This window comes from Spirosoma flavum, from assembly GCF_042686045.1.
In the GTDB taxonomy this organism is placed as follows: domain Bacteria; phylum Bacteroidota; class Bacteroidia; order Cytophagales; family Spirosomataceae; genus Spirosoma; species Spirosoma flavum.
The window spans coordinates 1,112,104-1,137,726 of the sequence record NZ_JBHUOM010000001.1 but is presented as its reverse complement, the minus strand read 5'-3'; the positions used below and the strand labels follow the sequence as shown (position 1 = coordinate 1,137,726).

The window sequence follows — 25,623 nt, the reverse complement described above, 5'->3', positions numbered from 1 at the left end:
TAAATAGCCCATAACAAAGCAGAGAAATATGAATGTTTTTGGCGCATCAGGCAACTTTATCCATTGACTAGCAAGGCCCGAATCAGCAACCGCAGATTAGACTCAGGATCGTGAAACAGTAAGTAAAACAAACGACGCTGTTCGGGTCTAAGTAAGTAATTATATGTAGGGGTTCCGTATTCCGCGAACGACTTACATACACAAATTAATCAGGCCAGACGAATAGACGCATCGGCATCTCTTGTATAGGAAAAAGACTAAGATCAACATCTGCGTTGATGTCCTGCATGATGTAAAACCAAAACGTTCTCGTCAACTTCCTGGCTTGTCTATCTGTTGACTTAACTCTCGGAATAAGGTGGGCCACCAATCTATGTTTCCCCATTTTTTCCCAAACCGAACGATCACCGTTTGATGAAGCGGACTACAATAAATAAACTGCCCCAGATTTCCCATCGCAAAATAATCGGGGTCCTGATGCGGGCCATTTCGATACCCCCACCAAAGGTATTTATAGTATCCTACCGGGCTATCTACCCACTGTCCCAATGGCGGATTGCGTCGGGTCATATAACGGGTAGAATCAGCAAATTCTTCGAAATTTGGTTGACTAGTACTCTGGTTTACCCAGGCTTCCGGGATAATTTGCCGGTTACCAAAGCGACCTTTATTCAGGTATAACAAGCCAAACCGGGCGAAATCGCGGGCAGTAGCATTGAACCCACTTTCCATTTTAGCAAACCCCGAACGGGCACTATCAATGTTCCAGGAGGCTGGTTGTTCGGCTCCCATCGGGCTCCATATTTTTTGCGAAAAGTAAGTGGGCACAGCCATACCTGTTGCTTTTTCCAGCAAACGCCCCAACAGCAGCAAGTTATAGTTGTTGTAATGATAATATTTGCCGGGCGATTCGATAGTTTCGCAATTAAGGAGTTGTTTGCGCAGGTTCAGGCTATAATAAATGCGGGCATCGTCAGACCAGGGCGATACACCTTCATAATAGTGTAAGCCAGAGGACATACCGAGCAAATGACGAATCGTTAGCTTTGAGCTTATAGTCGTTGACAATTCCGGCAGTTGTTCCAGAATAGAACTGTCCAGACCCGGTAAAATTCCTTCCTCCAAGGCAATACCTACTAAGGCCGAAACAAGTGATTTCGATACAGAAAGTGAGGTAATAATATTATCAGCGGTATAACCACCAGCATATTTTTCATAAACCACCTCATTTCGATGAAGAATCAGAAATGAAGCCGTACCTGACTGCTGAAGGAATCGCTCTAATACCTGTCGAGACGTTTTTCCTTCATACAAAATAGACACAGGACTCAAGTCCAATGGCTGACCAACAGGCAGGGGCATCACCAGTCCTGGGTTATTCAAGACCGGAAGTTTGGGAAATCGTTGGTGGTCGTCCAGATTTGGCAGGTTCCAGGCGATGCACCGGTATACATACGATAGCGTGGTGTACATTTTCGCTTACGAAGCCGACGGTTCATTCATTCAAAAACAGACTATCAAGTAAAGCCACCCGCGCTTTACCGATATTCTAATACGTGAAAATAATTACCAATACTAGACAAACCAGTAAAGTCAGTCGCAAAATAGAACCATATTCTTTTTAATAAGCAAGTGAGCGTCAAATAAATAGCACTGAAATCAGCTCAGTAAGGCGAGAAGGTCAGTTCAACTATATAAAGCGACTTAGATCTACTATCTTTCCATATTCAAAGCACTGTCAATCAATAATCTATAAAAGCCAATAAGAGTATAGACTGGCCATGTTTTCTTTTACAGGATCAGCAGTTATTAATCGCTACTTTGAACGATATTGCTTATACGTTTTTGGTAGAATACCAGCCTAAAGTAGCTTAAATCAAGTTATACTTGCCTTCTATAGACTGCGATTATTCTGCAACATTTTTCTCTTCAATTGCTTTCGATAAGCGGCCATACCATTCTTCGCCATACGCCCGGACAAGGGCTTCACGGACAAATTTATAGATAGGCACGTTTAATTGCTCCCCCAGACCACAAGCGGGTCTACAAATAGGCCAACGGTCGTAGTTCAGCGCATGAAAAGACTCATATTTAGTTATTCTGATCGGGTACAAATGACAGGAAATGGGTTTTTTCCAATCCACTTTGCCATCGTTGTAGGCTTCTTCAATACCGCATTTCAGAATTCCCCGATTGTCCCAAGTAGCATAAACACACTCCCGCCCACCAACTGTATTCGTCACAAAGCCACCGTCACCATCAGATTCATAGCCACCTTTCTGCTCAATAACCCGGATGCCTTCCGGCGATAAATAAGGTTTTATATCTTCGTAAATGCGGTCTAGAATAGCAGGCTCCGCTCCCTCTAAAGGTGCCCCCATATCGCCTTCTACACAACAGGCACCCTTGCACTTGTCTAGGTTGCAGACGAAGAATTTTTCGGCGACATCGTCGCTGATACAGGTATTATCAATGAGTATCATATATGTAAAGATACACAGTGCTCGACAAATTCTGATTGTTAAACCTAATTATACAAAAAGCCGCTCCAGACAAGAGCGGCTTTTTGTATAACGAAGCAGCAAAGCGCCTACGGCTTTACAATCTTAATTTTTTGCCCTTGCTTAACTCCAATATCTGTCAGGTTATTCCACGTTTGGATTTGCTCGATGCTTACGCCGTAAAGCTTGGAAATACGAAACATCGTTTCACCTTTCTCTACAATATGATAGGTTACGTCCGATTGCGACTCTGATTTAGATGCCGTTTTTGCAGTTACAGATGGCTGCACAAGCCGACCTCCGGGTGTGAGTTTGACCGCTAACTTCTGTCCAACCTCAAGCTTTTCGGGCGTTGTCAGGTTATTAAGTGCAAGTAACTCGTCAACGGTCAGTCCATAAAGTTTCGAAATGCTGTAATACGTTTGGCCCGGTTCAACGGTATGCGTCGCAGCCAACCGATTAACTGTGCTAGACGGTGTGGGACGAGTTGATACCGAACTAGAAACCTCTTTTGGCTCCGGGCTGGTTATAACGGGCGTTGCAGGGCGTGTTTCCGTTTTAATAACAGCAGGTGGTGCCGGGCGAGGGGGTGCTTTCGTTGGTGGAACAGCGTTCGGAATAGTTAACGATCCATCAGCTTGCTGCTCACGCGGCCCTTCATATTTGCCTGTTTCGGGACGGCCCATATCAGCATCAACAGCCGGTTTAGGTCGTGGACTACTTGCGTATGTATCCGTGGGTTTAGTTCTTGGAGCGGGCGTTACCGAATTGTCGTTAGGTCTATCACGCTCTGGAGTTGTAGCAACTGGTATAGTCTTCGTCGATTGGGGTCCATCAGGCGTTCTGACAATAATCACCCGTTGCGATCCATCGGTATTTTCTGAGCGAGTCGTGGCGGTGGGCACAGGTGCAGAAACGGGCGCTGTCGGTTGAATAGACGGACGTTGAGGTTCGGCCCGTTGGGGAGTCGCTGGTTCTGATGTACCATCGTTCGGTGTAATACCCCCTCCTACTAACTTAGGCTGATACATTTTCCGTTCCGATGCATTGCGCGGCACACCATCGCTGCCATTTACCGAACGCGGAGTCCGGTCGGTTGGCGTACCCGAGACTACATCCTGGCGAGTTGGGGGCGTAGTTGAGGCCACCTCCTGGCGAACCGCGGGCGTGGGTGTTTGATCGTAAACCGGAGGAGTTGGCGCATTAATAATTTCGATAGGTTTATTAATGGATCGTCGTTCGCGGAGCCACATCACCCGGCCAGTAGCCAGTTTCTGTATTCGGTCTAAGCGGTTATAACGCATTAATTTCTTAAGCCGGATGCCGTAACGCTGCGAAATACTACGCGACGTTTCATCTTCACGAACGGTGTGAAATGGAACCAGGGCTTTTTTGCGCTTCTTTGCTAAATAGTAAATATCGTTGACCAAGACGGGGTCTCGATCGCTCATATCGTTATAACGCAAGAAACTCGACAGGCTAATTTTAGCTTTTCTCGCTAACGAGCCAGCATTGTCACCCGCCTGCGCCTGAATACCGGGCAACCCGTTAATTTCGTACAAAACAGGGTCGTTCTTGCTGCTCAATCCTGTTGTAACCCGGCGTAATACAGGGAAACCAACGTCGTTTTGAACAAAATCGGGTGTTTTCTTCGAACTGACACTCACAATTTTCTGCCGAATATCATTGATCTGATCGCTTGCTACCGGCACAGCCATCACATAGGCTTTGTCAGTTGGTACGCCATCACCCAGCACCCATCGGTTGTATTTGCGGAGTTCAAATTCATCGACGCCCAACTCTTCAGCAATGGATTTCATGGATTTTCCTCCTCCATTCGGGTATTCGATGAGCGCAAACCGATTGCTTGTCTGGTGAAATTTCAGGGCATTTTCAATGGCAATTTTATGCGCAAAGAATCGCAGAATATAGCGGTCGGTACGGCCATCCAACGCTATCTCACGGGCGTAAGACCAGTCGGGCGGAATAAGTTTGGCAATGCCACCCGCTCCCAGATAGTAGGAATAAAGCGAGGCCACCCAGTTATTAAACTGAGCATTGTTCTTTTTTAGATATTTGGCTGCTCCATGCGTAGAACTGGTAATGCTCTTGCGCTCGTCGATGTCGTCATCCACACGCATTCCATTATCAACGGCGGTCTCACGTTTAAACTGCCAGTAACCTACTGCCGTCGACGATGATACAGCATCGGGCGTGAGTGAACTTTCCTGAACAGCGAGATATTTGAAATCGGTCGGGACATCTTCGTCAATCAGTATGGACTCAATCATGGGAAAGTAAAGCACCACCCGGTCAAGTTTAGCCGTCCAATACTGTCGGTTAGCCAACAGTGCATTAACATCCTGTTGCACAATACGCCGAGCGTCGGGGTCTAAGCGTACCGAAATATCAGCAAACGTTACCTGTTCCGGCACGACCGGAACCGATAAAGACTGCCCTGATACGATCAGGCTTACGAGAAGAAAGAAAAGGGTTAGGGGATAGGTCAGTTTAGTCATTGTCATTAGTAAATCAGTTTCGTTTTCTAAGCATCATAATTCCGTCTCGAACGGGTAACAACACATTTTCCACACGCGGGTCGTCATGAACTTTTTGATTAAAGGCCAATACAGCAAGTGTATCTGAGTCTGATGGTTTTATCGACTCAACAATCTTGCCACTCCACAAAACATTATCGACCAGGATAAACCCACCTGGCCGCAGCTTGTCAATTATCAAATCGAAATAGGTTGACATATTTCGTTTATCAGCGTCGATAAACACCAAATCAAACGTTTCGTTGAGGGTTGGCAGTATGTTTGCGGCCATCCCAAGTTGAAAATCGATTTTCTCGTTCAGGGGTGACTGCCGCCAATAAGATCGGGCAAAATCTTCGAGTTCTTCGTTGTGGTCAATCGTGATAAGTTTACCGTTGTCGGCTAGCCCTTCGGCGAGGCAAAGGGCCGAATAGCCCGTGTAAGTACCGATTTCAAGAATACGGTGAGGACGAATCATCCATGAAATCATCGACAGAAAGCGGCCCTGTATGTGTCCCGACAGCATTCGGGGGGCCATTATATGAGCGTGGGTATTTCGGTTAAGCCGACATAGTAACTCGCTTTCGGGCGAGGTGTAGGCATCAGCGTAAGCGGTTATATCGGGGGGTAAAAAATCCATTCGGCTATTCACCTGTTCGCCAAAGCGGCAGGTTAGGGCTGGTTTTAGTAAAAGTAACGGATAGATAGAACAAATTTATAATGACCGGGGCTAAATCCGATTCTTCGAGTCAATCAAAATAGTTACCGGACCATCATTGAGTAGCGAGATTTTCATGTCTGCGCCAAACTGACCGGTTTGAATTGGTTTACCTAATTCGGCTGATAACTGCATAATCATTGCTTCGTAAAGTGGGACGGCAATTTCTGGCCGGGCGGCTTCGATGAAACTGGGTCGGTTCCCTTTTTTGGTACTGGCATGAAGAGTAAATTGGCTAATTAGCAGAATATCACCGCTAACGGCGGCTAAGTCAAGATTCATTTTACCAGCCTCATCGCTAAAAATCCGCATCCCGACAATTTTCCGGCTTAACCAGTCCACATCGTCGCGGGTATCACCATGGGTAATACCGAGCAGGATGAGAAAACCAGTTTCAATCCGGCCTTTCACCTGATTGTCTATCACAACAGAAGCCTGAGAAACACGTTGAATAACGGCAATCATAGAAGAACGCGCTGGGAACTTGGTAAAAGTAGGCACTGGTTGTGGATAGTCTGTTGCTTATACTATTCAGCGGACCGTTTCCTCAAAATTATCAGAACAGTAGCCTACTGCTAGACTACTTTTACAAAGATTCAGCGTTTTTACCCGAACAGAAAATCAAATTTGGCAACTTATTTGCTCATAAATTAAAAAAAATACGCAATCAGTTTAAACCCTTTTATGGAACATGGGTCATAGGTTATAGAATTACATTATTAACTTTGACGCCCTTCACGGATTTGGGACTTATGCATAAGACATTTCTTCTATTCATTATTATCATCGGTGCGTCTGTGGCCTTTTTCGGCTATTGTGCCGTATTGATTGACTGGATTCGGGATTATTCGAGTGGTGTTTATCGCCATGATTATCTTGAAGCCGTACTCGAATCGGGTGCTTTAGTACTTTATACTTACTTTGGCATAAAGTTTTTCAATCGGCACGTAAGCTCGTTGCGATAATTTAAGGCCCGCTAAATAAATTTACCCTCAATCGACACGGAGGAGTTGGAGGAAAAAGCTCCATAATTGTATTACATACATGTGGTGGAGGAAAACTAAGATATACAGTAAGCAAACGCTAAAAGAGGCCAATCTGGACCCAGTTCCTTTTGTAAAAGAACGTGTACGAAGCGAATTTGCCCGTACAGTTCTGGAACCGTTACCCATTACTCAAACTGACCAGGGCGATCACGTTGAATTTCAGGCCGATGCCATCGTTTTAAGCCTTCCACTATGGCAAACGATAAAGGCAAATTTAACGGATCTTTCAGACACTGGTTCTCCTACTCAGCGCGACACCATTGCTAAAATTATTGATTCAATTGAGAATGAGTAGCCACGAGTATGTGCACAAATTCATAGTTTGCGGGCTTCTGCTGCTCTCGGTTTTTGCCTGTCAATCGGGCCAGAAAAACGTAGACAATGATAAGCCAAATGCCGTCCATGATTTGCTTATAGACCGCATATCCTGGAAAACCAGCCCCGCTTCCCAAGCTGGAGACACACCAATCAATCTGCACCGCTTTACAATTTCGAATACGTCGCCACGCTATTCGTACAGTCAAATTGAGGTTCGATTCGATTATTATGACCGCGACCACCATAAAATCGACTCGTCAAGACAGACAGTCAAACGAACGCTCGAACCGCGCGCAGCCATCGCCATTGGTGAGCTACGCGCTGGTTCAACCAAATCGGCAACAACTTCCGCAACAGTCACGGTTGTAACAGCGGTTGGCAGCGAATTACCTCACTAGCGCCGGTCCCCGAAGGTATTTATCCAAAAACTCTTTCACCGCTTTGTACGCGGTGATTTCGTTTTCTTTTTTCACGAAACCGTGTCCTTCATTAGGAAACGTGACGTACTCTACCGGCACCCCATTTTTTTTCACATTCGCCACAATCTCGTCCGACTCAATTTTCAGTACGCGCGGGTCATTGGCTCCCTGAATAACCAGAAGTGGCTTTTTGATGCGTTCGGTATGAAACAATGGCGACTTGTTGTATAGCGCAACGGAATCTGTTTTAGGATGACCAATTTCCTTGAACATGGCCTCCCGCTGAGGACCCCACCATTCGGGCATGCTATTTAGCGTACGGAGCCAGTTAGCCACCCCAAAAATATCGACGCCAACGGCAAACTCATCGGGTGTAAAGGTCAATCCTGCCAACGTCATATAACCACCATAAGAACCACCCATTATACCAATTTTAGCCGGATCAACGTAGCCCGTTGCCCCCAGAAACTTCTTCGATTCAACACAATCTTTCAGGTCAGCATCACCATGCTTGCGGTCATCAGCAGCAAAAAACGTTTTGCCATATCCCGAACTACCCCGGTTGTTCACAGCTAGCACTACATAACCGCTGTTAACCAAATACTGCACCAAAGGCGAATACGTGAGACGCGTTTGTCCGCCCGGTCCGCCATGAATAGACAAAATAGCCGGGAGTTTTTCGCCAGATTGTACATCTTTGGGTTTGTAAAGCAATGCAGGAACCTCCATCCCATCGAACGATTTATAGCGGATTACTTCACCCGCTACCAAATCCTCAGCATTGATTTCGGGATTCAATCCCCGCACTAGTGGGGTTGCTTTCCCCGATTTGAAATCATAAGCATAAAGCGTTGCGGGCGAATTGGAACTATTGACGAAGAACGTCATCCGGTCTTCGCTATCAGTGATGGTCACACCCGTTACATCGCCACCGGGCAACGCGGGCAACTTAACAGCCTGATTGGTACGGGTATCAATGATTTTCAGTTCAGTACGAGCGTCGTTATTAACGGACAAAACGCGATAACGACCCCGGTACGAAAGGTCATCAGCTACAATATCCCAGTTTGCTTTATCAAGTATTGTGCTCTGTCCCGTGGCCAAATCATAGGCTTTCACGTACGAAAATTCTTTGCCTTCGTCCGTCGAAATCAGGAGTGTCTTGCCATCGGGAGTGAAGCTTTCAGGGCCATTTATAACTTCGCCTTCATGTTTTGTGAGTAGTTTGGCTTCTTTCGTTTTTGTGTCGTACAAATACGCATCACCATTGGCACTGGTAATGGTTTTGGCAAGGGCAATATATCGTTTATCGGGCGATATAGCACCGGGGAAAAAGCCGCCTGGATTTTCATAAATCAGGGTTGGTTTCAGCGTAGCTACGTCCATCTCATACACATCGAAAGCCGCCCGGTTTCGCTGGTTAGACTGATAGAAAAAGCTCTTGCGGTCGTGACTTAGTCCACCAAACTGAAATCTAGCTTTTTCGGCAGGCGTCAGGTCTTTTACGGTTCCATCTTTTTCGCGCAAGTAAATGTGATTCAACTCATTACCACCCTGATCACTGCTGTATAATATCCGACCGTCGGGCAGGTAACCAATAGCGAAAATAGCATTGGTTTTTGAGGTTGTTAGTTGTTTTGGCTGGCCCGCTCCACTAAATGGAATTTCGTACAGATTAAACACGCCATCCTGGTTGCTACTGAACAAGACCGTTTTTTCGTCGGGCGAAATATCGGACCCGCCAAAGCGGATGGTTTTCATGAACTGTTCAATGGTGTACTTCCGGACAGCAACGCGCTTTGGGGCGGGTCCGCCAAAGACCATACCAACTGGTACAGATAGGCTTAGAACCAACAGTGTTCGTTGTATAAATTGGTTTTTCATATAAAGGAAGTTTGAGGGGAAGTGAACTTGAAACCGAATTAAACTACGGTAACCCGAACAAATTTGACGATTAAATCCGGTCTTATCAGCTACAGGCGACTATTTTACAAACGAATTGAGGTAAAGGCAACTACGTACGTCTAGTCGTACCCACTGGTTTCTTTACAAACCTGACACGGTTACAAAGCCTTGAAAACACTCAGTTCAGATTATTAAATTATTATGAGTTTGAAGGGTAGCATCACATATTATTAATATCGGGTATTTTTGCGGTAAAGTAACAAGTTAGTAGTTGTGACCCATCACCGATTTATTCTGATAGCCAGTCTGTTCGTATTTAGCTTCAGCCGTACCCTTGCCCAAACATCACTCACACCATCAACAACCTGGGGAACCTGGCTAATTGGCACCATTCAATTGCCCGCTGGCGAGAAAAAATGGGGTGGCTTTGCCGAAGTACAGGCCCGGGCAAATGGAGTGGGTCGCCAGTTTTTTTACAATGAATTGAAAGGGGGAATCAGCTACGACCTCGACCGTAATTTTTCGCTTATGGTAGCTGGTGGTCACTATGCTACGTACGATTATCAGGCACTATCTGACGGGCCACTTAACACCGAAAAGCGCCTGTGGGAACAACTTATTATTAATCAGTATCTGACCCGGCTAAAATTTGAACAACGATACCGGGTTGAGCAACGGTGGTTCAATTTTCGCGACGGTACCCAGCCGTATCGCAACCGTATCCGCTACCGGCTCAACATGTTTATACCTCTTAATAACCGCACCATTACGGCCAAAACTACCTTCTTGTCGATATACGATGAGATTTTTCTTAACCCAATCGGGCCAACGTTCGAGCGGAATCGGATTTATGCTGGCGTAGGCTATCAGTTCGACCAGCAATGGATTTTGCAGATCGGTTGGGTGAATCAGACCAATTATAATGCGGCTACGTTTGATCAGGGCATATTTACCCCTCAGTTGGCAACCGGCAAAAACAACCTGGTAGTAGGATTGACCTATCGGCTCAAACGTCGAAATACGTCGGAGAGATTACCCTCGCAACCAGATTAATCCAACACGCGGGTAATACAAAATCTGTGGATACCTTCAGTCTCGTGATACTCAATAGTCAGGCCGTAACTGTCGCAGATTTGCCGAATGATGGATAGCCCTAAACCAACCGAGTCGGGGCCTGTACTTTCTTTTTTAAATCGCTCGAAAAGCCGTTCCGGAGAGGATATCAACTGACCACCCGTGTTACTCAAACAGAGTTGATTGGCCGTCGACCTTAACTCAATTCGGCCACCTGTCTGATTGTGCTTGATAGCGTTATTAACCAGATTTGTAACCAGAATATCAGCCAGCGTTGCCGGAAGCAACACCTCAAATGGAACCGCTATTTGTTGGTGAATCGATAGTTGCTTGAATGATAACACCTCCTCCATATTCGTTAATTTCTCGGCCAGCAGACTCGACAAATTAACAGGTTGACTATCGCTGAATTGCCGGTTCTCGATTTTTGCCAGCAATAACAATCCCTGATTTAGCCGCGATATACGCCGGGACGCTTGATAAATGCTCTCAATCCAATGCGTTTGAATTTCGGTTAGCTGCTCATTTTGAATGAGTTGTTCCACTTTGGCATTGATGAGCGCAAGGGGCGTTTGCATTTCGTGAGAGGCATTTTCGGTGAACTCCTTAAGGCTACGGTAATCCTGCTGCATTTTGTCAGCCATTTTCTGAAATACATCATTCAATTCCCGGAACTCAGTTATTTCTGGTTTTTCCAGTGCCATGGACGTACCGCTGCTTAAATCGAACCCTTTTATACGCGCCAATGTATCGTAAAACGAATGCCAAAGCCGCCCCGACAGCTTGCCTTGAAACCAGAAGGTGCCGACCAATAACAACCCCAAAAAGATCATCATAGCAACGGTCATAACTTCGATAAGTCGGTAGGTTTGAATTAGGGATTTACGAATTTCAACCCGATGAATAACACCTTGAATAGGTTGGTAAAACGTGAGTTGACGGAAGGGAATGAGTTCGTTGTCGTACCGATTCAGAATCAGTGTATCCGAAAACTCTTCTGGGTGGGCTTCATTGCGACGTACGGGTATAACTTCAATTTTATTTTCCACAAAATAGGGAATGTTCGACCAGGCATTACGGGCGCGAACATAGGCCTCAAAATCGCGTTTTTCGACCCGTAATCGATTTTCAACTTCATCATAAATCACCAGCCGAATAATCTGGTAAAAGGCGACCGCAGTCAGAAGGTAAATGACCAGCGAAAAAGCTAGATAAATCCGGTTGGTTTTGGTAAGGAGTTTCAAGGCTGACTGAATTTATAGCCGATACCGTAAATGGATTGTACGTAATCGGCGGCTCCTTTTTCCAGCAATTTTCGACGTAAGTTTTTGATATGCGAATACACCATATCAAACGAATCGGCCGAGTCAATGTTGTCGCCCCAAAGGTGCTCAGCAATAGAGGCTTTGGTCAGCGCTACATCAACATTCGAGAGAAAATAGAGCAGCAAATCATATTCCTTCCGAGACAGCGTGGTAAGCTGCCCATTCACAAAGACCTTGCGCGTTTGAGGCACCACAACAATTTCCTGAAATCGGATTTCGGTATGTCCGCCAAACTGCCGCCGACGCATCAACGACTTAACGCGGGCGTTCAGTTCCGACAGGTGAAATGGCTTCGTGAGGTAATCATCGGAGCCAATTTCCAGCCCTTTCAACTTATCTTCCAAGGCATTACGGGCCGAAATAATAATAACGCCCGTAGTAGCAATGAGCCGTTTAAGTGCTTCAATTATCTGAAACCCGTTACCATCGGGCAGGGTCAAATCAACGATTACACAGTCGTAGGTGTACAAGTGTATTTTTTCTTCAGCCTCCCGGAATGTGGCCGCCGTTTCGCACACATATCCGTCTTTCACCATGTACTCGGTGATACTCTCAGCTAGCCCTTGTTCATCTTCTACGACCAGTACTTTCATTGCGTTATCTGCTCTAATGCGTCGCTAAAGTAGGCGTCAATGTTGGAAATATTTAGGATGATTTTATAGGTGTTTTGCTAAAAAACAAGAGTCTAACCTTAATATGTCTGATTTTGTCACAGTGCGAATACTCTTACGCTTACGGAACTCCCAGACTGGAATAAGCGTCTAAGCGGTTAGTTAACAAAAGCTATACGCTTTCGTTAGTGTGGAACGAGTTCATTAAGTAAAATAGGACGACACAATGGAATATAGGCAGCTAGGAGCATCGGGGTTAAACGTCCCAGTATTGAGTTTTGGTACGGGTACATTTGGTGGTGGCAATGCCTTTTTCAAAGCATGGGGCACGACACAAGTTGATGAAGCTACCCGGATGGTGAATCTTTGTCTGGATGCGGGATTGACCTTATTTGATACTGCTGACGTGTATTCACAGGGTTTATCGGAAGAAATTCTCGGCCAGGCACTAACTGGACTTCGCGACAAAGTATTGATTTCCAGCAAGGCCACGTTCAAGATGGGCACTGGCCCTAATGATTATGGCTCCTCTCGTTTTCATTTAATAAAATCCTGCGAAGACAGTCTGCGCCGGTTGAAAACAGATCACATAGATATTTACCACATGCACGGTTTCGATGGAAACACACCCGTCGAAGAAACGCTGAGTGCGCTGAATAATCTGGTGCAAAGTGGCAAAGTGCGCTACATTGCCTGTTCTAACTTTTCGGGCTGGCACCTGATGAAATCGCTTTCCGTATCAGAGCGTTACGGCTGGTCAAAATACATAGCCCATCAAGCGCACTATTCGCTGCTCAGCCGTGAGTTCGAATGGGAATTAATGCCTCTCGCCCTGGATCAGCGCGTGGGCACAATTGTATGGAGCCCGTTATCGGCTGGTCGGTTAGGGGGGAAATATCGTCGTAATCAACCATTACCCAGCGACAGCCGTATTGCGCAGGGTGGCGGAGAAGGTCCGGTGGTTCCACCCAAATTTTTGTATGGCATTGTCGATGCCCTGGATGAAGTAGCAGCCGAAACCGGCAAAACGGTAGCGCAGGTAGCGCTCAATTGGGTGCTGCAACGCCCTACGGTTTGTAACGTCGTTATTGGTGCCCGAAACGAAGAACAATTAACCCAAAATCTGGGTGCTGTTGGCTGGAATTTATCGATAGACCAAGTCAAAAAATTAGACACTGCCAGCAACCGGGAGCCCATTTATCCCTACTGGCACCAGCGCAAAAATCCAACCCTCAACCCTCTTCCTGACTTATATCGGGAACGGCTTTAAGGCAACGTACAAGGCTAGTTCGTTATGTTGGGCGTCACCCAGTAACGAACTAGCCTTGTACGCTAACGCTCTCATTTCAGCAATTGTGTATCGGCAAAGTAGATCATGGCCTTGTTCAGAAAAGCCGCGTATTCGGGATTTCCCTGACCATTCTGGCTCGTGTACCGAGGGTCATCAATGTATAACTTTGCCAGTCCTTTGTACGCTTCAGCCATATTTTTCTCTTTACAAACCGACTCGCCCCAGAATCCCTCAATGTTCGCATAATGCCGGGAAATTTGGCGTTGTACGGCTTCACAAGTTGGGTCCATTGTGATCATAGTGACCAACGTTTGGGCAATGTTTTGCTGGTCAGCTTTTAGCTTCTCAAAACCCGCTTTACCCGTCTGTACCAAGCTTTTCTCACTGGCTTCCACTTCCTCGGTACCGTATTTCTCAACGGCTTCCTTTCGATAGTTTTTTCCTTTGGGGAAGCCTTCGTATAACTCTCCAGTAGTTAACATAACTCGTTCTCCTTTTAGGGTTGAAATCGTTTTGTCAATCGTAACGAGCAATGTCGATAGTCGGTCTCTCCGGGCTACCAAAGCCTGCTTATGACTTTCCAATGCCGTTAGCATCGTAAAATCCGGGTCGTCCAGAATACCAAGGATTTCATTAAGCGAAAAATCCAGTTCCTTATAAAAGAGAATCTGCTGTAGCCGAATTAACTCGTTCTCGCCATACATCCGGTACTTAGCCTCCGTACGAACAGATGGTTTTAACAGACCCAGGCGATCATAATGGTGCAGTGTGCGCACACTAACACCGGCTAGTTTCGCCAGCTTATTCACGGGATATTGTCTCATAAACGCCACATTCTCTGATTGACGAAACAAAGGTAGGCTATGACGTAAGGGTAGAGTCAAGAGAAATTTTGACTTTTTTTTTACAGGCGTTTCTGAAACAACTATCTAGTTAGGCAACTGATAGCAAATTAGGTAAATGCTGGCAGGGAGAAGAGGTTATTGGGTATATTCCCACTCCCATACAGTACCATCTTCGTCGTCCCAAACGGTGCCGGAACAGACAAACCCATTTTTCTTCAGGATTCGCGTTGACGGATTATCCGGCAAAAATGTCCGGGCCGTAACCTTGACGGCAGGGTCAGTTTTCAGAGCCAGTATTACCAGTTGTCGGCATAATTCGGTGCAAATACCTTGCTGTTGATAGTGAGGAAGTATACCATAGGCTATTTCGACCCGACCATCTTTGGGCTTACCCTTAAAGGCTCCACTACCCACTAAGTTGCCATTAAGCTGGGCATAATAACCGATCCACGGTGGCGTGTACCCTATTCTGTTAAAAAACTCAACAGACATAGAAAGACTTGACTCGCAATCGGGATGATGGAGGAATTGGGTATTTTCCTCAAGCGTTTGTTGGATTGGCAGTAGTTCCATATGAGGAATATCTGTTTATAATCGGGCCCGCCGAAAGCAGAGCTACTGGCCAACAGTATAGTTTGCTTGCTCAAATTTACTGTTTTTATCAATTTCCATCAATGCCATGCACAATGGCATTAATATACCCATTTCCCTTGAACCTCCACCCCTCTTTACCAATCAGCAAAAACCAGTCAAATTCTTCTGTCTATTTCGCTTTTCCCAAATGTTTCCAGAATTGAGATCGTGTTTTGCAGACACTTGACCGTAAGTCAGATCAATCGCGGCCAGGTTATTATGAATGAAACACTCTCGTTTTCGTTATGCCTCACAAGAACTTCCAGCCAATTTGGGGTACGGAAGAAAAGCGGGCAGTCTGCTCATGCTGACAATGGGCTTGCTGGTCTTTCAGGCACAGGGCCAGGTGCTGAATCTGAATCAGGTGGTGGAACAGAGCGTCAGGCAATTTCCGTTTTTGAAAGCTAAACAGGCCGAAATCAGCAGTGCCGAACGACGCGTACAAGCCAGCCGAGTCGATCTGCTGCCTACCCTGATTGTGCAGGACCAATACACTTATTCAACCAGCAATAGTCTGAACGGCTCGTTTTTCCCGAACGAAGGAACCAATATTTCAACATCGGGTGGGGTTCGGGCAACGAATGTCTCGCAGGCCAGTTTCGGAAGTTTCACAAGTGCTTCTATCGAATGGCGGACTATCACGTTCGGACGAATTAAGGCCAACATTGGTATTGCTAAAGCTGACCTTCAGCGTAGTCAGGTTGATTACGAGAATGAAGTTTTTCAACATCAGACCCGCACCATTGACGCCTATCTGCTTTTGCTGATTAATCAGAAACTGGTTCAGATTCAGCGAAGTAATCTGGACCGGGCGCAAACCTTCAAGCAAGTAGTCGATGCGGGCGTTCGGTCGGGAATGCGGGCGGGTGTCGATAGTTCGTTAGCCACTGCCGAAGCCATTCGGGCCAGATTGCTCCTGTTAAGTAGCCAGCAACAGGAACAGGTGCAACGACTGCGACTATCGGAACTGGCCGGCCAACTTCAGACCGCCATGCAGGTAGATAGTATGCAGTTCTACACGACCTTGCCGAACGGGGCTTTTCTATCCGACTCGATTTCTCCGAAAAACCCTACGTTACGGTTATTTCAGTCGCAGATTAATTTGTCGGCGGCCCGCAGCATGGCTACACAACGGTCGAGTATGCCAACGATCTCATTGGTCGGGGTTGGCAATGCACGCGGATCGGGATTTTCTAATCAGGGCGATATTTTCCAAAGCAATCAGATTAATGGCCTTGGCTATCAAGTATCTAATTATTTGGTAGGCATTGTGGCCCGCTGGAATCTGACCAACCTACTTCGCACCCGGCAAGACTACCATGCTGATCTGTTTTTGGTTGAACGGTCGCGGCAATTGTTTAACACGCAGCGATTACAGATTAGCCGTCAGTATCAGGAAGCCGAAACCCAATATCAGGTAGCGCTCGAACAAGCCCGGCAGGCACCTATTCAGTTACGAGCCGCCCGGCAAGCCTATAATCAGGCGAAGTCCCGCTATGAAAGCGGCCTGAGTGATTTAGTGACTTTGCTCCAAACCGTCGTTACACTCAACCGCGCCGAAGTTGACGGCTACGTAGCTGTTAGCAATGTCTGGCGGTTTTTGCTCCTGAAATCAGCCGCCGAAGGCGATCTGTCACTATTCATGAACCAAGTGAAATAAGGTTTCAAGTTTGCGGCTCTACAATTTACAGAAACAACTATGTATCAACTCATTCGTTCCGCGTTACGAAAACCAATTTCGGTGGTCGTAGCCGTCATGGGGCTCCTGTTTTTTTCGGTGATGTCGCTGTTTACCATTCCGGTAGACATATTTCCGAGCCTCGACTTGCCCACGATTTACGTCGTGCAACCCTACGGGGGTATGGCTCCTGACCAGATGGACGGCTTCATTGCGACCCGTTATCAGGACCACTTTCTGTACGTGTCCGGTATCCGCGACATCGACGTAAAAACTATTCAGGGATTATCACTTGTCAAACTCTCGTTTTATCCCGGAACGGACATGGCTCAGGCCGCTGCTGAAGTTGCCAATAACGTTTCGCGCGCTAAAGCTTACATGCCTGACGGGACTGTGCCGCCCCAGGTTGTCCGATTCGATGCCAGTTCAGTACCGGTTGGGCAGTTGGTATTTGAGAGCAAAAGCCGGTCGCTGAACGAAATTCAGGATTATGCATCGTCTCGGGTACGGCCAATGTTTTCGCGGATTCCCGGCGTATCCAGCCCACCACCGTTTGGGGGTAACCAGCGAACGGTGATCATCAAGGTAAATCCGCAATTAGTTCGTAGTTATCAGCTGACGCCAGAAGAGGTTATCAAGTCAATTGTATCCAATAACCAGCCCTCGCCAGCCGGAAATATTCGTATCGGCGAGAAGACACTGATGACGCCGGTTAACTCGCTGATAAAGCAGCCCCAGGATTTCTTAAACATTCCTATTCGAGTAGGTTCGGGAACGACAGTGTTCGTTCGGGATATTGGTACGGTTGAAGATGGTGCCGATGTAACGGTGGGTTACGCGCTGGTAAACGGTCGTCGGGCGGTGTATATTCCAGTTGTAAAAAAGTCGGATGCTTCTACGTTGGATGTCGTTAGCAACATTCGTAAAGCCCTACCCGCCCTTCGCGCAGCGGTACCGGAAGATGTCAAGATTTCCTACGAGTTCGACCAATCCGTTTATGTCACCAACGCCCTGAAAAGTCTGGTGACGGAGGGTATTCTCGGCGCGGTGTTGACCGGCTTGATGGTACTGCTTTTCCTGCGCGACTGGCGTAGTGTGATCATTGTGGTCGTTACCATCCCAATCTCGATTCTGTCGGCGGTGATTATGCTGAATCTATGCGGCCAAACCATCAACATCATGACCCTGTCGGGACTGGCGCTGGCCATCGGTATTCTGGTTGACCAGGCTACAGTGACCATTGAGAATATTCACCAGCATTTGGAAACGGGTAAGCCCAAGGCTGTCGCCATTTGGGATGCCTGTAAGGAAATCGTTTTTCCCGAATTTCTCATTCTATTGGCGATTCTGGCTGTGTTCGCCCCCGCTTTCGTGATGAGTGGCGTACCGCGTTCTATGTTCCTGCCACTGTCACTATCGGTCGGGTGCGCCATGATTGCGTCGTTTCTGCTCTCGCAAACATTCGTGCCCGTATTGGCAAACTGGTTGCTCAAAAGCCATCCGGCCCACGAAAGGGCGCCACACGAAGCACCCACGCTGGCTCTCGATGCGCAGGAACGACATGCCATGTTAGAAGAGGGCGCGCACTCGGTTAAGAATGCTACTGGTTTTGAGAAGTTTAAACAACGCTATTCAGTTGTCCTCGAAAAAGTTTTGAATCGCCGAGGACTGATTGTTGGTGGATACCTGGTTGGTAGCATCGCCACCATCATCGTGTGCTTTATGGTGATCGGAACCGATATTTTACCCCACGGTAACAGTCATCAGTTTCAGATGCGACTACGCATCCCTGACGGTACGCGAGTTGAGCGAACCGAAATGGCTACGCTGAAAGTGCTGGATATTATTAAAGATGCCGTTGGACCGGATAACGTCGAAATTTCGTCTGCTTACGTCGGTACGGTACCATCCAGTTATGGTACGTCCAACATCTTCGTTTTCAATAGTGGCCCCCACGAAGCCGTTTTGCAGGTGTCGCTAAAGGAGGAGCATCCGGTGAAAATGGATGATTTGAAGGAGGAACTTCGGGCGCGCATTGCCAAAGCATTACCAGCAGCCAACATCTCGTTTGAACCAATCGAGTTGACCGAAAAAATTATGAGTCAGGGAGCTTCCACGCCTATTGAGGTGACGGTTGCCGCTAAAGACCTGACCGAAGCCGGACGGTTTGCCAACAAGATTCGGAAACGGATGGCGAAGATTGATTTTCTACGCGACGTGCAGATTGCCCAACCACTGGCTTATCCTGTTCTGAACGTAACAATGAACCGCGAACGGGCTGGTCAACTGGGTGTTACATCAACACAAGTGGCCCGGTCGATGGTAGCCGCTACATCGTCCAGCCGTTTTACGGATAAAAACCTGTGGCTCGATGAATCGAAAGGGTTAGCGTATCAGGTGCAGGTACAGATTCCAGAGTATCAGATGAGCAGCGCCAGCGACATTGGCAACATTCCCCTGAAAAGTGGCGAAATGCATCCGCTATTGTCAGATGTGGCAACGTTTTCAGAAGGCACAGCACCGGGCGAATATGACCGCGCCGGACCAAATCGACTTGTAACGATCACCGCTAATTTGCAGAAAAAAGATCTTGGTTCGGCGCAAAAAGCCGTTGAGAACGCCATTAAGGAAGCAGGTGAACCGCCCCGTGGTGTACTGGTCGAAATGGGTGGACAAACCAACCTATTGACTGATACGCTAGGTAGTTTGCAAACCGGCCTTTTGGTGGCTATCGTGATTATTTTCCTGTTACTAGCCGCTAACTATCAGTCATTCAAGCTGTCGTTGGTAATTCTGGCTGCTATTCCTGCCGTGGTAGCCGGGGCACTGCTGATGTTGCTAGCCTGTGGTGCTACGCTGAATTTACAATCATACATGGGCTTGATTATGTCCGTGGGTGTGTCGGTAGCCAACGCTATTCTGATGGTGACTAATGCGGAGAATTTACGGCTAGAAATTGGCGATACCCGAAAGGCCGTAGTCCTGGCCGCCAACAGCCGGATTCGCCCGATTTTGATGACCAGTATTGCCATGATTGCCGGGATGGTTCCGATGGCCTCGGGCCTTGGTGAAGGTGGCGACCAGATTGCCCCACTTGGTCAGGCTGTTATTGGCGGCCTGATTGCCTCAACGTTAGCGGCTCTTCTGATCCTGCCTTGTGTATTTACCCAATTTCAGGCAAAAGCCTCTGTCCAGTCTGTTTCCCTTGACCCGGATGATCCGGAAAGCAAATTCTTTAATCAACCATTGTCTCCTTCCATATGAAACCGCTTTTGAACCTAATCGGGTCTGCCTACATTGCTATTGGCCTTGCCGCCTGCTCGTCGGCCAGCAGCGATAACAAACCAGCCACTGCGAAAGAGCCTGACATACAACAGGTTGAGATAGCGACTGTACAAGCTTTACAACCTAGCAATCGGGTTACCCTGCCGGGCGAACTAAAGCCCTGGAACCGGGTGAATATGTATGCTAAAGTGAAGGGTTTTGTGCGCGATATAGCCGTAGACCGAGGTACGCTGGTTCGTAAAGGGCAAGTGCTGGCTCGGCTTGATGCTCCTGAAGTAATTTCAGAACTTAGTCAGGCACAGGCACAGGTTCAGTCGCAGGAGGCTACACTAGTAGAACAAACAACGCGTTCCCGCGCAAGTCGGCTTACCTATAATCGGTTGGTGCAAACGGCTAAAATGGAAGGGGCCGTATCAGCCAATGAACTAGATCAGGCGCAGGCCAGAATGCAGGGCGACAGCGCAATGGTTGCCGTGGCGCGTGGTACGGTGCAAGCTGCCCGCTCAAATTACCAGGCCAAAACTGAACTTCGGCAATACCTCACCATTACGGCTCCCTTCGACGGTATGGTGATTGAACGGAATATCAGTCCCGGTGCTCTGGTTGGGGCGGGCGATAGTGGCAAGCCCCTGTTCGTACTGGAAGATAGCCGGACGTTGCGTTTGACCGTAGCCATCCCCGAAGCGTTTACTAATCAGCTACAAACAAAAAGTGCCGTTTCGTTCACGGTCAACGCAATGCCCAACCGCCATTTCAATGCGAAACTGGCTCGTTCTGCACAAAGTTTAGTGGAAGCTAATCGGGCCATGATGGCTGAATTCGATGTTCCCAACACAGGGCATGAACTGAAGGCAGGCATGTATGCCGAGGTAATGATGCCTGTGGAAAGGTCTGATAAAACAATGTTCGTGCCGACGACCTCCGTGGTCAGTTCGAGCGAGAAAATGTTTGTGATTAAGGTGAACGACAATCGGGCGCAGTGGATATCCGTTCAAAAAGGCAATGTCGTAGATAGCTTAGTGGAGGTGTTCGGCGATTTACAGGCGGGCACGTATATCGTTAAAAAGGCTTCGGAAGAAATTAGGGATGGACAGGAAGTTAGAGCGGGAAAAAATAAGTAAATTGATAGCTGCATCGGGGTTTAGACCCCGATGCAGCTAATTCATTCTGGCTACTTTGCCTTTGTATGAATATGTTCGGGACGCGGGCCAACGCCAATCAAATAAGCGGGGAAACGGCGAACTAATGGTACGTGTCGAAACAGCCAGACAATATACGGCGGAACGACAGTGTTTTGATTTCCTGAAGCATTGATCAGCCGCTTATGGACGAAGATTTGGCCTGTCTGAATAATTCGAACCGGCCACAACCTCCGACGCTGAATGCGGTCTAACTCCTTAATGGATACAGGCCCTTTTTGAAGCGAAGCAGTCAACTGGTTTGCGGTAGCGACGGCATCCTGAATAGCCATATTAACCCCTACTCCACCGGCTGGCGACATTGCATGAGCCGCATCACCGATACACAAAAGACCGGGGCGATACCACTGCCATAATCGGTCAATTTTGACGGTTAGCAAACTGATCTGATCCCAGGAAGTCAGTTCCTTAACAAAGTCGCCTACAAAGGGAGCCAGACCACGAATGCTCTCCTGCAAAGAAGTTATCCCTCGTTGTTTTATGGTCTCGAATTGCCCCTTAGGAATGAGGTAACCACATTGATAATAATCTTGCCGGTCAATCAGAACCATAAATTGCCCGGATTTAAAATAGCCTAACGACATCTCCCCAAGGGCGGGATCTTTAGGAATACGCATCCAAAGTACATCAATTGGTACGCCAAAATCCTGCACTGACAAGCCCGCTTTTTCCCGTATAATAGAATTTCGCCCATCAGTGCCCACGACTAAGTCGGCCTGTATTGTCAATTCACCCGTTGGTGTGGTAGCCCGCACCCCAACAATCTCCCCATTCTCTTCGATCAGGTCAACTGCCTTCGTTTCCACGTGCAGATGAAACGTCGGGAATTTTTTAGCGTTATAGGCCAGGAAATTCAGGAAATCCCATTGAGGCATAAAAGCAATAAACTTACACTGCGTTGGTAAGTGCGCAAAGTCGGCAATAGGTATCTCTTGTCCTTCAATGGTTGCCTGAACTGCCCGAAGTTCCTGATGAGGTAATTTGAGAAAATCATCTAACAGACCCAACTCAGCCAGCAATTCCAGCGTTGACGGATGAATAGTGTCGCCACGAAAATCGCGTAGAAAGTCTCGATGTTTTTCCAGAACTACCACCTCGACACCCGAACGAGCCAATAAAAAACCCAGCATCATTCCCGCTGGCCCACCGCCGACAATACAGCACCGGGTTTTTATATTTTCCTGATTTTGCCCGGGCTGTGTCATAGATGACTTTTTTTCAAAAGAAACAATCCATTTTTAATTGTTTACTTATCTGTTGACAATTAAATTTAAAATTTCACAGCTTACTTATGTCTTTTCACTCAGATCGCCCCGAAGATTTGCTCTTTGATGCCGCTCGCAAGGGCGACGTTGTCTATATAAAACAACTACTTGATAGCGGAATTGATGTTAATGTAGAAAATGGTAAAGGTTTTACACCCTTAATTCTGGCCGCCTACGATGGTCATCTCGATGCCGCTAAACTATTAGTAGAGGCTAATGCCGATGTAAATGCGCAGGATGTGAGTGGTAATACGGCCTTGATGGGCGTTTGCTTCAAAGGCTACGCCGACATTGCCCGCCTGTTGATTGAACGCGGTGCCGATGTGGATTTGCAAAATGGCAATGGCGGTACAGCGTTGATGTTTGCTACTTTATTCGGTCGAAATCAGTTAGTCAAGGTCATGCTAGAGTATGGCGCGGATACATCGATTAAGGATGTACGCGGTTTGACGGCGCTTGACGTAGCGATTCAACAGGGTAATGAAGAAGCGCTGCAATTACTTCAGTAAGAGTAGGCTGATGTGTTTATAGCGCAAGGCTAAAGTCTTGCGCTATAAACGTTTATTTATTTTCCGCCCGGTCGTGTCGGACGAACCTCAATTTTGCTGGGTAGCGTACGGGCGGGCATGTGAATAAGATCGGAAACGATTTGCCCAATATCTTCGGGTTGAATTTTCCAGGCATCTGCATCACTTGGCTGATGGTCGTTAAAATAAGATGCCACAGAGCCGGGCATGATCGTCGTTACTTTAATACCTTCACTGCGCAAATCGAGCATAATGGCTTGCGAGAAACCGACCAGACCAAATTTACTGGCGTTGTAGGCCGCTGCTTTCTCGAAGAAATTCGTACCCGCCAAACTAGAAATCGTAATAAAATAACCCTCCGTTTCTTTCAACGTAGCTAGTGTGGCTTTAGCCGTATAAAACACACCCGTCAGGTTAATGTCGATGGTTTCGTGCCACTGTTCAGGGGTTAATTCCTGAATGGGAGCAAAATGTCCCACACCTGCGTTGGCGATCACATAGTCGATTTGATGCCATTTCGCCAATACAGTCGCTACGGCCTGATTTTGGGATTCCAGATCGCGCACGTCGGCGGCAATACCGAGAGCGTAGCCCTCCTTAATTTTATTGAGCGAAGCCGCAGCTTCGTCGGCACTTTCCTGTGAGCGACTGGTTATGGCTACTTTAATACCTTCTTTGATAAGCACTTCGGCAATGCCGTAGCCAATGCCTTTTGAGCCGCCCGTAATGAGGGCGATTTTACTAGTATCTGCCATGAATGAAACGATAATTTAATGAGCAAACGAGGTAGGTCGTCTACAAAAACAACCTTATAGGAGGCATGAAAGTTTTGCTAGCCTCGGCACGAACCTATTTTGAATCCATTCAGGAGAGTGCATAACGGAACGTAAGTAGAGTTTGTACTATTTGGCCTATACTATACGGTCAACCAATCTTCAAGACCCTATCCTTAACCTTTTACTGCCGCCATTATCATGTTCTTTCACCCATGTAAAACTTGCCTTTCGGCCCGCCCAATTGGTTTTGTTCTCATAAGTCTACTTATGGGTAGCACGCTACATGCACAGCCAGGTGCCCCCAAAGCAAATGACTCTACGACACCCCTACACTTACTACAACCCGACTACCCGATACCCTACGGCCAGCCCAAACTAGAGGATGTGACGGGCGTTTTGCGTCGAATTTATGCCTATCTGGAGGCTAATACACCTACGCAACTCATTGACAAGGAGACAAAGAAAGACTTGATAACGGGTGGAGCATTTAATCCCAATGCTATTTTCAAACCCGGTGATTTTAGATTAATTAGCTACGAATGGGGCGTTACGTATGCTGGCATGTTACTGGCCACTGAAGCAACCGGCGATGCCCGTTATGCTGACTACACAAATAAACGCCTTCAGTTTATTGCCGATCAGGTTCCGTATTTTCGCAATCAGGTAACTGCCGATCCAAAGGCAAACACACCCATGCGGGCGGTACTGGCACCCCACGCCCTCGATGATGCCGGAGCCATGTGTGCGGCTATGATTAAGGCCAGCCGCGCCGGGGGTGTTAAGGCCAACATGCGGCCAATGATTGACAATTATATCAACTATATTCAGACAAAAGAATTTCGCTTGGCCGATGGCACGCTGGCCCGTAACCGACCGCAACCCAACACGCTTTGGCTTGATGACCTCTTTATGAGTGTTCCCGCTTTGGCGCAGATGGGCAAACTAACCGGCGATCGCGCATACTATAATGAAGCGGTAAAACAGGTCACGCAGTTCTCGAAACGGATGTTTAATCAGCAGAAGGGGCTATATATGCACGGCTGGGTTGACGGAATGACGGTACACCCGGAGTTTCACTGGGCGCGGGCCAATGGCTGGGGCATTCTAACTGCTGTAGAATTGTTAGACGTTCTTCCCACTGATCACCCCGGTCGGTCGGCCATTCTGGACTTACTGAAAGCCCATGCGAAAGGATTGGCCGCGCAACAATCGGGTTCGGGATTTTGGCACCAGTTACTCGACCGCCATGATTCGTACCTGGAAACATCGGCCACGGCCATTTACGTTTATGCCTTTGCCCACGCCATCAATCAGGGTTGGCTCGACCCATTGGCCTATGCTCCGGCAACGCTGCTCGGCTGGAATGCGGTTTCGACTAAAATTACGGAGAAAGGCCAGATTGAAGGCGTCTGCGTTGGTACGGGTATGGGCTTCGATCCGGCCTTTTATTATTATCGCCCCATCAATGTCTATGCGGCTCATGGATATGGACCAGCCCTACTGGCGGGTGCCGAAGTAATTAAACTGCTAAAGAATAAGACGTTTGAAATTAATGATAGTTCGCTACAATTGACGTTGAAAAAATAAGCATTTATAGACCACAAAACTTGTTGATAACCAAACAGGTGAGTTCAGGAGAGTTAATTCACCTGAACTCACTTTCTTTGATA

The 25,623-nt window shown here is 47.3% G+C and carries 22 protein-coding genes; 10 read left to right on the top strand and 12 right to left on the bottom strand.

Features of this window, described 5'->3' with window-relative positions:
* Positions 1-312 precede the first annotated feature (312 nt).
* From ACFS25_RS04605 to dtd, 5 genes are all read right to left on the bottom strand, one after another.
* On the bottom strand, positions 313-1,473 hold the full coding sequence (locus tag ACFS25_RS04605) for a serine hydrolase domain-containing protein (protein ID WP_381497232.1): 1,161 nt from the start codon (positions 1,471-1,473) through the stop codon (positions 313-315).
* Between the two features lie 434 nt (positions 1,474-1,907).
* Positions 1,908-2,483 (bottom strand): DUF3109 family protein, encoded by a 576-nt coding sequence (locus ACFS25_RS04600; protein WP_381497231.1) that lies wholly within the window; start codon positions 2,481-2,483, stop codon positions 1,908-1,910.
* A gap of 107 nt (positions 2,484-2,590) precedes the next feature.
* Positions 2,591-5,020 (bottom strand): LysM peptidoglycan-binding domain-containing protein, encoded by a 2,430-nt coding sequence (locus tag ACFS25_RS04595; protein ID WP_381497230.1) that lies wholly within the window; start codon positions 5,018-5,020, stop codon positions 2,591-2,593.
* Between the two features lie 13 nt (positions 5,021-5,033).
* A complete protein-coding gene (locus ACFS25_RS04590) occupies positions 5,034-5,678 on the bottom strand; it encodes an O-methyltransferase (protein ID WP_381497229.1) in 645 nt (214 codons plus the stop codon).
* A 90-nt stretch (positions 5,679-5,768) separates the two neighbouring features.
* Positions 5,769-6,221 carry a D-aminoacyl-tRNA deacylase gene (gene dtd, locus ACFS25_RS04585; protein WP_381497228.1) on the bottom strand — a complete coding sequence of 151 codons (453 nt, stop codon included), beginning with the start codon at positions 6,219-6,221 and terminating at the stop codon, positions 5,769-5,771.
* Between the two features lie 287 nt (positions 6,222-6,508).
* Between dtd and ACFS25_RS04580 the strand changes: the two genes are divergently transcribed.
* From ACFS25_RS04580 to ACFS25_RS04570, 3 genes are all read left to right on the top strand, one after another.
* Complete coding sequence (locus tag ACFS25_RS04580; protein ID WP_381497227.1) at positions 6,509-6,721, top strand: hypothetical protein; 213 nt, start codon at positions 6,509-6,511, stop codon at positions 6,719-6,721.
* A gap of 79 nt (positions 6,722-6,800) precedes the next feature.
* A complete protein-coding gene (locus ACFS25_RS04575) occupies positions 6,801-7,097 on the top strand; it encodes a hypothetical protein (RefSeq protein WP_381497226.1) in 297 nt (98 codons plus the stop codon).
* Positions 7,090-7,518, top strand: a complete 429-nt coding sequence (locus tag ACFS25_RS04570; protein WP_381497225.1) for a hypothetical protein — start codon at positions 7,090-7,092, stop codon at positions 7,516-7,518. The genes ACFS25_RS04575 and ACFS25_RS04570 overlap by 8 nt, the downstream gene beginning before the upstream one ends.
* On the opposite strand, the gene ACFS25_RS04565 is transcribed toward ACFS25_RS04570, so the two are convergent.
* Complete coding sequence (locus tag ACFS25_RS04565) at positions 7,507-9,423, bottom strand: S9 family peptidase (RefSeq protein WP_381497224.1); 1,917 nt, start codon at positions 9,421-9,423, stop codon at positions 7,507-7,509. The genes ACFS25_RS04570 and ACFS25_RS04565 overlap by 12 nt on opposite strands.
* Before the next feature lie 294 nt (positions 9,424-9,717).
* Here ACFS25_RS04565 and ACFS25_RS04560 point away from each other — a divergent pair, with 294 nt between their 5' ends.
* Positions 9,718-10,497, top strand: a complete 780-nt coding sequence (locus tag ACFS25_RS04560) for a DUF2490 domain-containing protein (protein ID WP_381497223.1) — start codon at positions 9,718-9,720, stop codon at positions 10,495-10,497.
* Here the strand turns inward: ACFS25_RS04560 and ACFS25_RS04555 are convergent.
* Both ACFS25_RS04555 and ACFS25_RS04550 read right to left on the bottom strand, forming a co-directional pair.
* A complete protein-coding gene (locus tag ACFS25_RS04555) occupies positions 10,494-11,762 on the bottom strand; it encodes a sensor histidine kinase (RefSeq protein WP_381497222.1) in 1,269 nt (422 codons plus the stop codon). The genes ACFS25_RS04560 and ACFS25_RS04555 overlap by 4 nt on opposite strands.
* A complete protein-coding gene (locus ACFS25_RS04550; protein ID WP_381497221.1) occupies positions 11,759-12,436 on the bottom strand; it encodes a response regulator transcription factor in 678 nt (225 codons plus the stop codon). The genes ACFS25_RS04555 and ACFS25_RS04550 overlap by 4 nt, the downstream gene beginning before the upstream one ends.
* Before the next feature lie 244 nt (positions 12,437-12,680).
* Between ACFS25_RS04550 and ACFS25_RS04545 the strand changes: the two genes are divergently transcribed.
* The gene (locus tag ACFS25_RS04545; protein WP_381497220.1) at positions 12,681-13,724 is read left to right on the top strand and encodes an aldo/keto reductase; all 1,044 of its coding nucleotides are present in this window, start codon (positions 12,681-12,683) and stop codon (positions 13,722-13,724) included.
* Positions 13,725-13,795: 71 nt separating this feature from the next.
* Here ACFS25_RS04545 and ACFS25_RS04540 read toward each other — a convergent pair whose 3' ends face one another.
* Positions 13,796-14,569, bottom strand: coding sequence for a MerR family transcriptional regulator (locus ACFS25_RS04540; RefSeq protein ID WP_381497219.1), 774 nt, complete (start codon positions 14,567-14,569; stop codon positions 13,796-13,798).
* Between the two features lie 156 nt (positions 14,570-14,725).
* Positions 14,726-15,163 (bottom strand): GNAT family N-acetyltransferase, encoded by a 438-nt coding sequence (locus ACFS25_RS04535; protein WP_381497218.1) that lies wholly within the window; start codon positions 15,161-15,163, stop codon positions 14,726-14,728.
* Between the two features lie 283 nt (positions 15,164-15,446).
* Here ACFS25_RS04535 and ACFS25_RS04530 point away from each other — a divergent pair, with 283 nt between their 5' ends.
* The 3 genes from ACFS25_RS04530 to ACFS25_RS04520 are packed head-to-tail and all read left to right on the top strand — an operon-like array spanning position 15,447 to position 21,307.
* Positions 15,447-16,883 carry a TolC family protein gene (locus ACFS25_RS04530; protein WP_381497217.1) on the top strand — a complete coding sequence of 479 codons (1,437 nt, stop codon included), beginning with the start codon at positions 15,447-15,449 and terminating at the stop codon, positions 16,881-16,883.
* Positions 16,884-16,922: 39 nt separating this feature from the next.
* Positions 16,923-20,165, top strand: a complete 3,243-nt coding sequence (locus ACFS25_RS04525; protein ID WP_381497216.1) for an efflux RND transporter permease subunit — start codon at positions 16,923-16,925, stop codon at positions 20,163-20,165.
* Positions 20,162-21,307 (top strand): efflux RND transporter periplasmic adaptor subunit, encoded by a 1,146-nt coding sequence (locus tag ACFS25_RS04520; RefSeq protein WP_381497215.1) that lies wholly within the window; start codon positions 20,162-20,164, stop codon positions 21,305-21,307. The genes ACFS25_RS04525 and ACFS25_RS04520 overlap by 4 nt, the downstream gene beginning before the upstream one ends.
* Before the next feature lie 50 nt (positions 21,308-21,357).
* Here ACFS25_RS04520 and ACFS25_RS04515 read toward each other — a convergent pair whose 3' ends face one another.
* On the bottom strand, positions 21,358-22,590 hold the full coding sequence (locus tag ACFS25_RS04515) for an FAD-dependent oxidoreductase (RefSeq protein ID WP_381497214.1): 1,233 nt from the start codon (positions 22,588-22,590) through the stop codon (positions 21,358-21,360).
* Between the two features lie 86 nt (positions 22,591-22,676).
* Here ACFS25_RS04515 and ACFS25_RS04510 point away from each other — a divergent pair, with 86 nt between their 5' ends.
* Positions 22,677-23,159, top strand: coding sequence for an ankyrin repeat domain-containing protein (locus ACFS25_RS04510; RefSeq protein WP_381497213.1), 483 nt, complete (start codon positions 22,677-22,679; stop codon positions 23,157-23,159).
* 56 nt (positions 23,160-23,215) lie between these two features.
* Here ACFS25_RS04510 and ACFS25_RS04505 read toward each other — a convergent pair whose 3' ends face one another.
* Entirely contained in the window at positions 23,216-23,932 is a 717-nt protein-coding gene (locus ACFS25_RS04505; protein ID WP_381497212.1) for an SDR family oxidoreductase, read from the bottom strand.
* A 288-nt stretch (positions 23,933-24,220) separates the two neighbouring features.
* On the opposite strand from ACFS25_RS04505, the gene ACFS25_RS04500 reads away from it, so the two are divergent.
* Positions 24,221-25,540 (top strand): glycoside hydrolase family 88/105 protein, encoded by a 1,320-nt coding sequence (locus tag ACFS25_RS04500; RefSeq protein WP_381497211.1) that lies wholly within the window; start codon positions 24,221-24,223, stop codon positions 25,538-25,540.
* Positions 25,541-25,623: the final 83 nt, after the last annotated feature.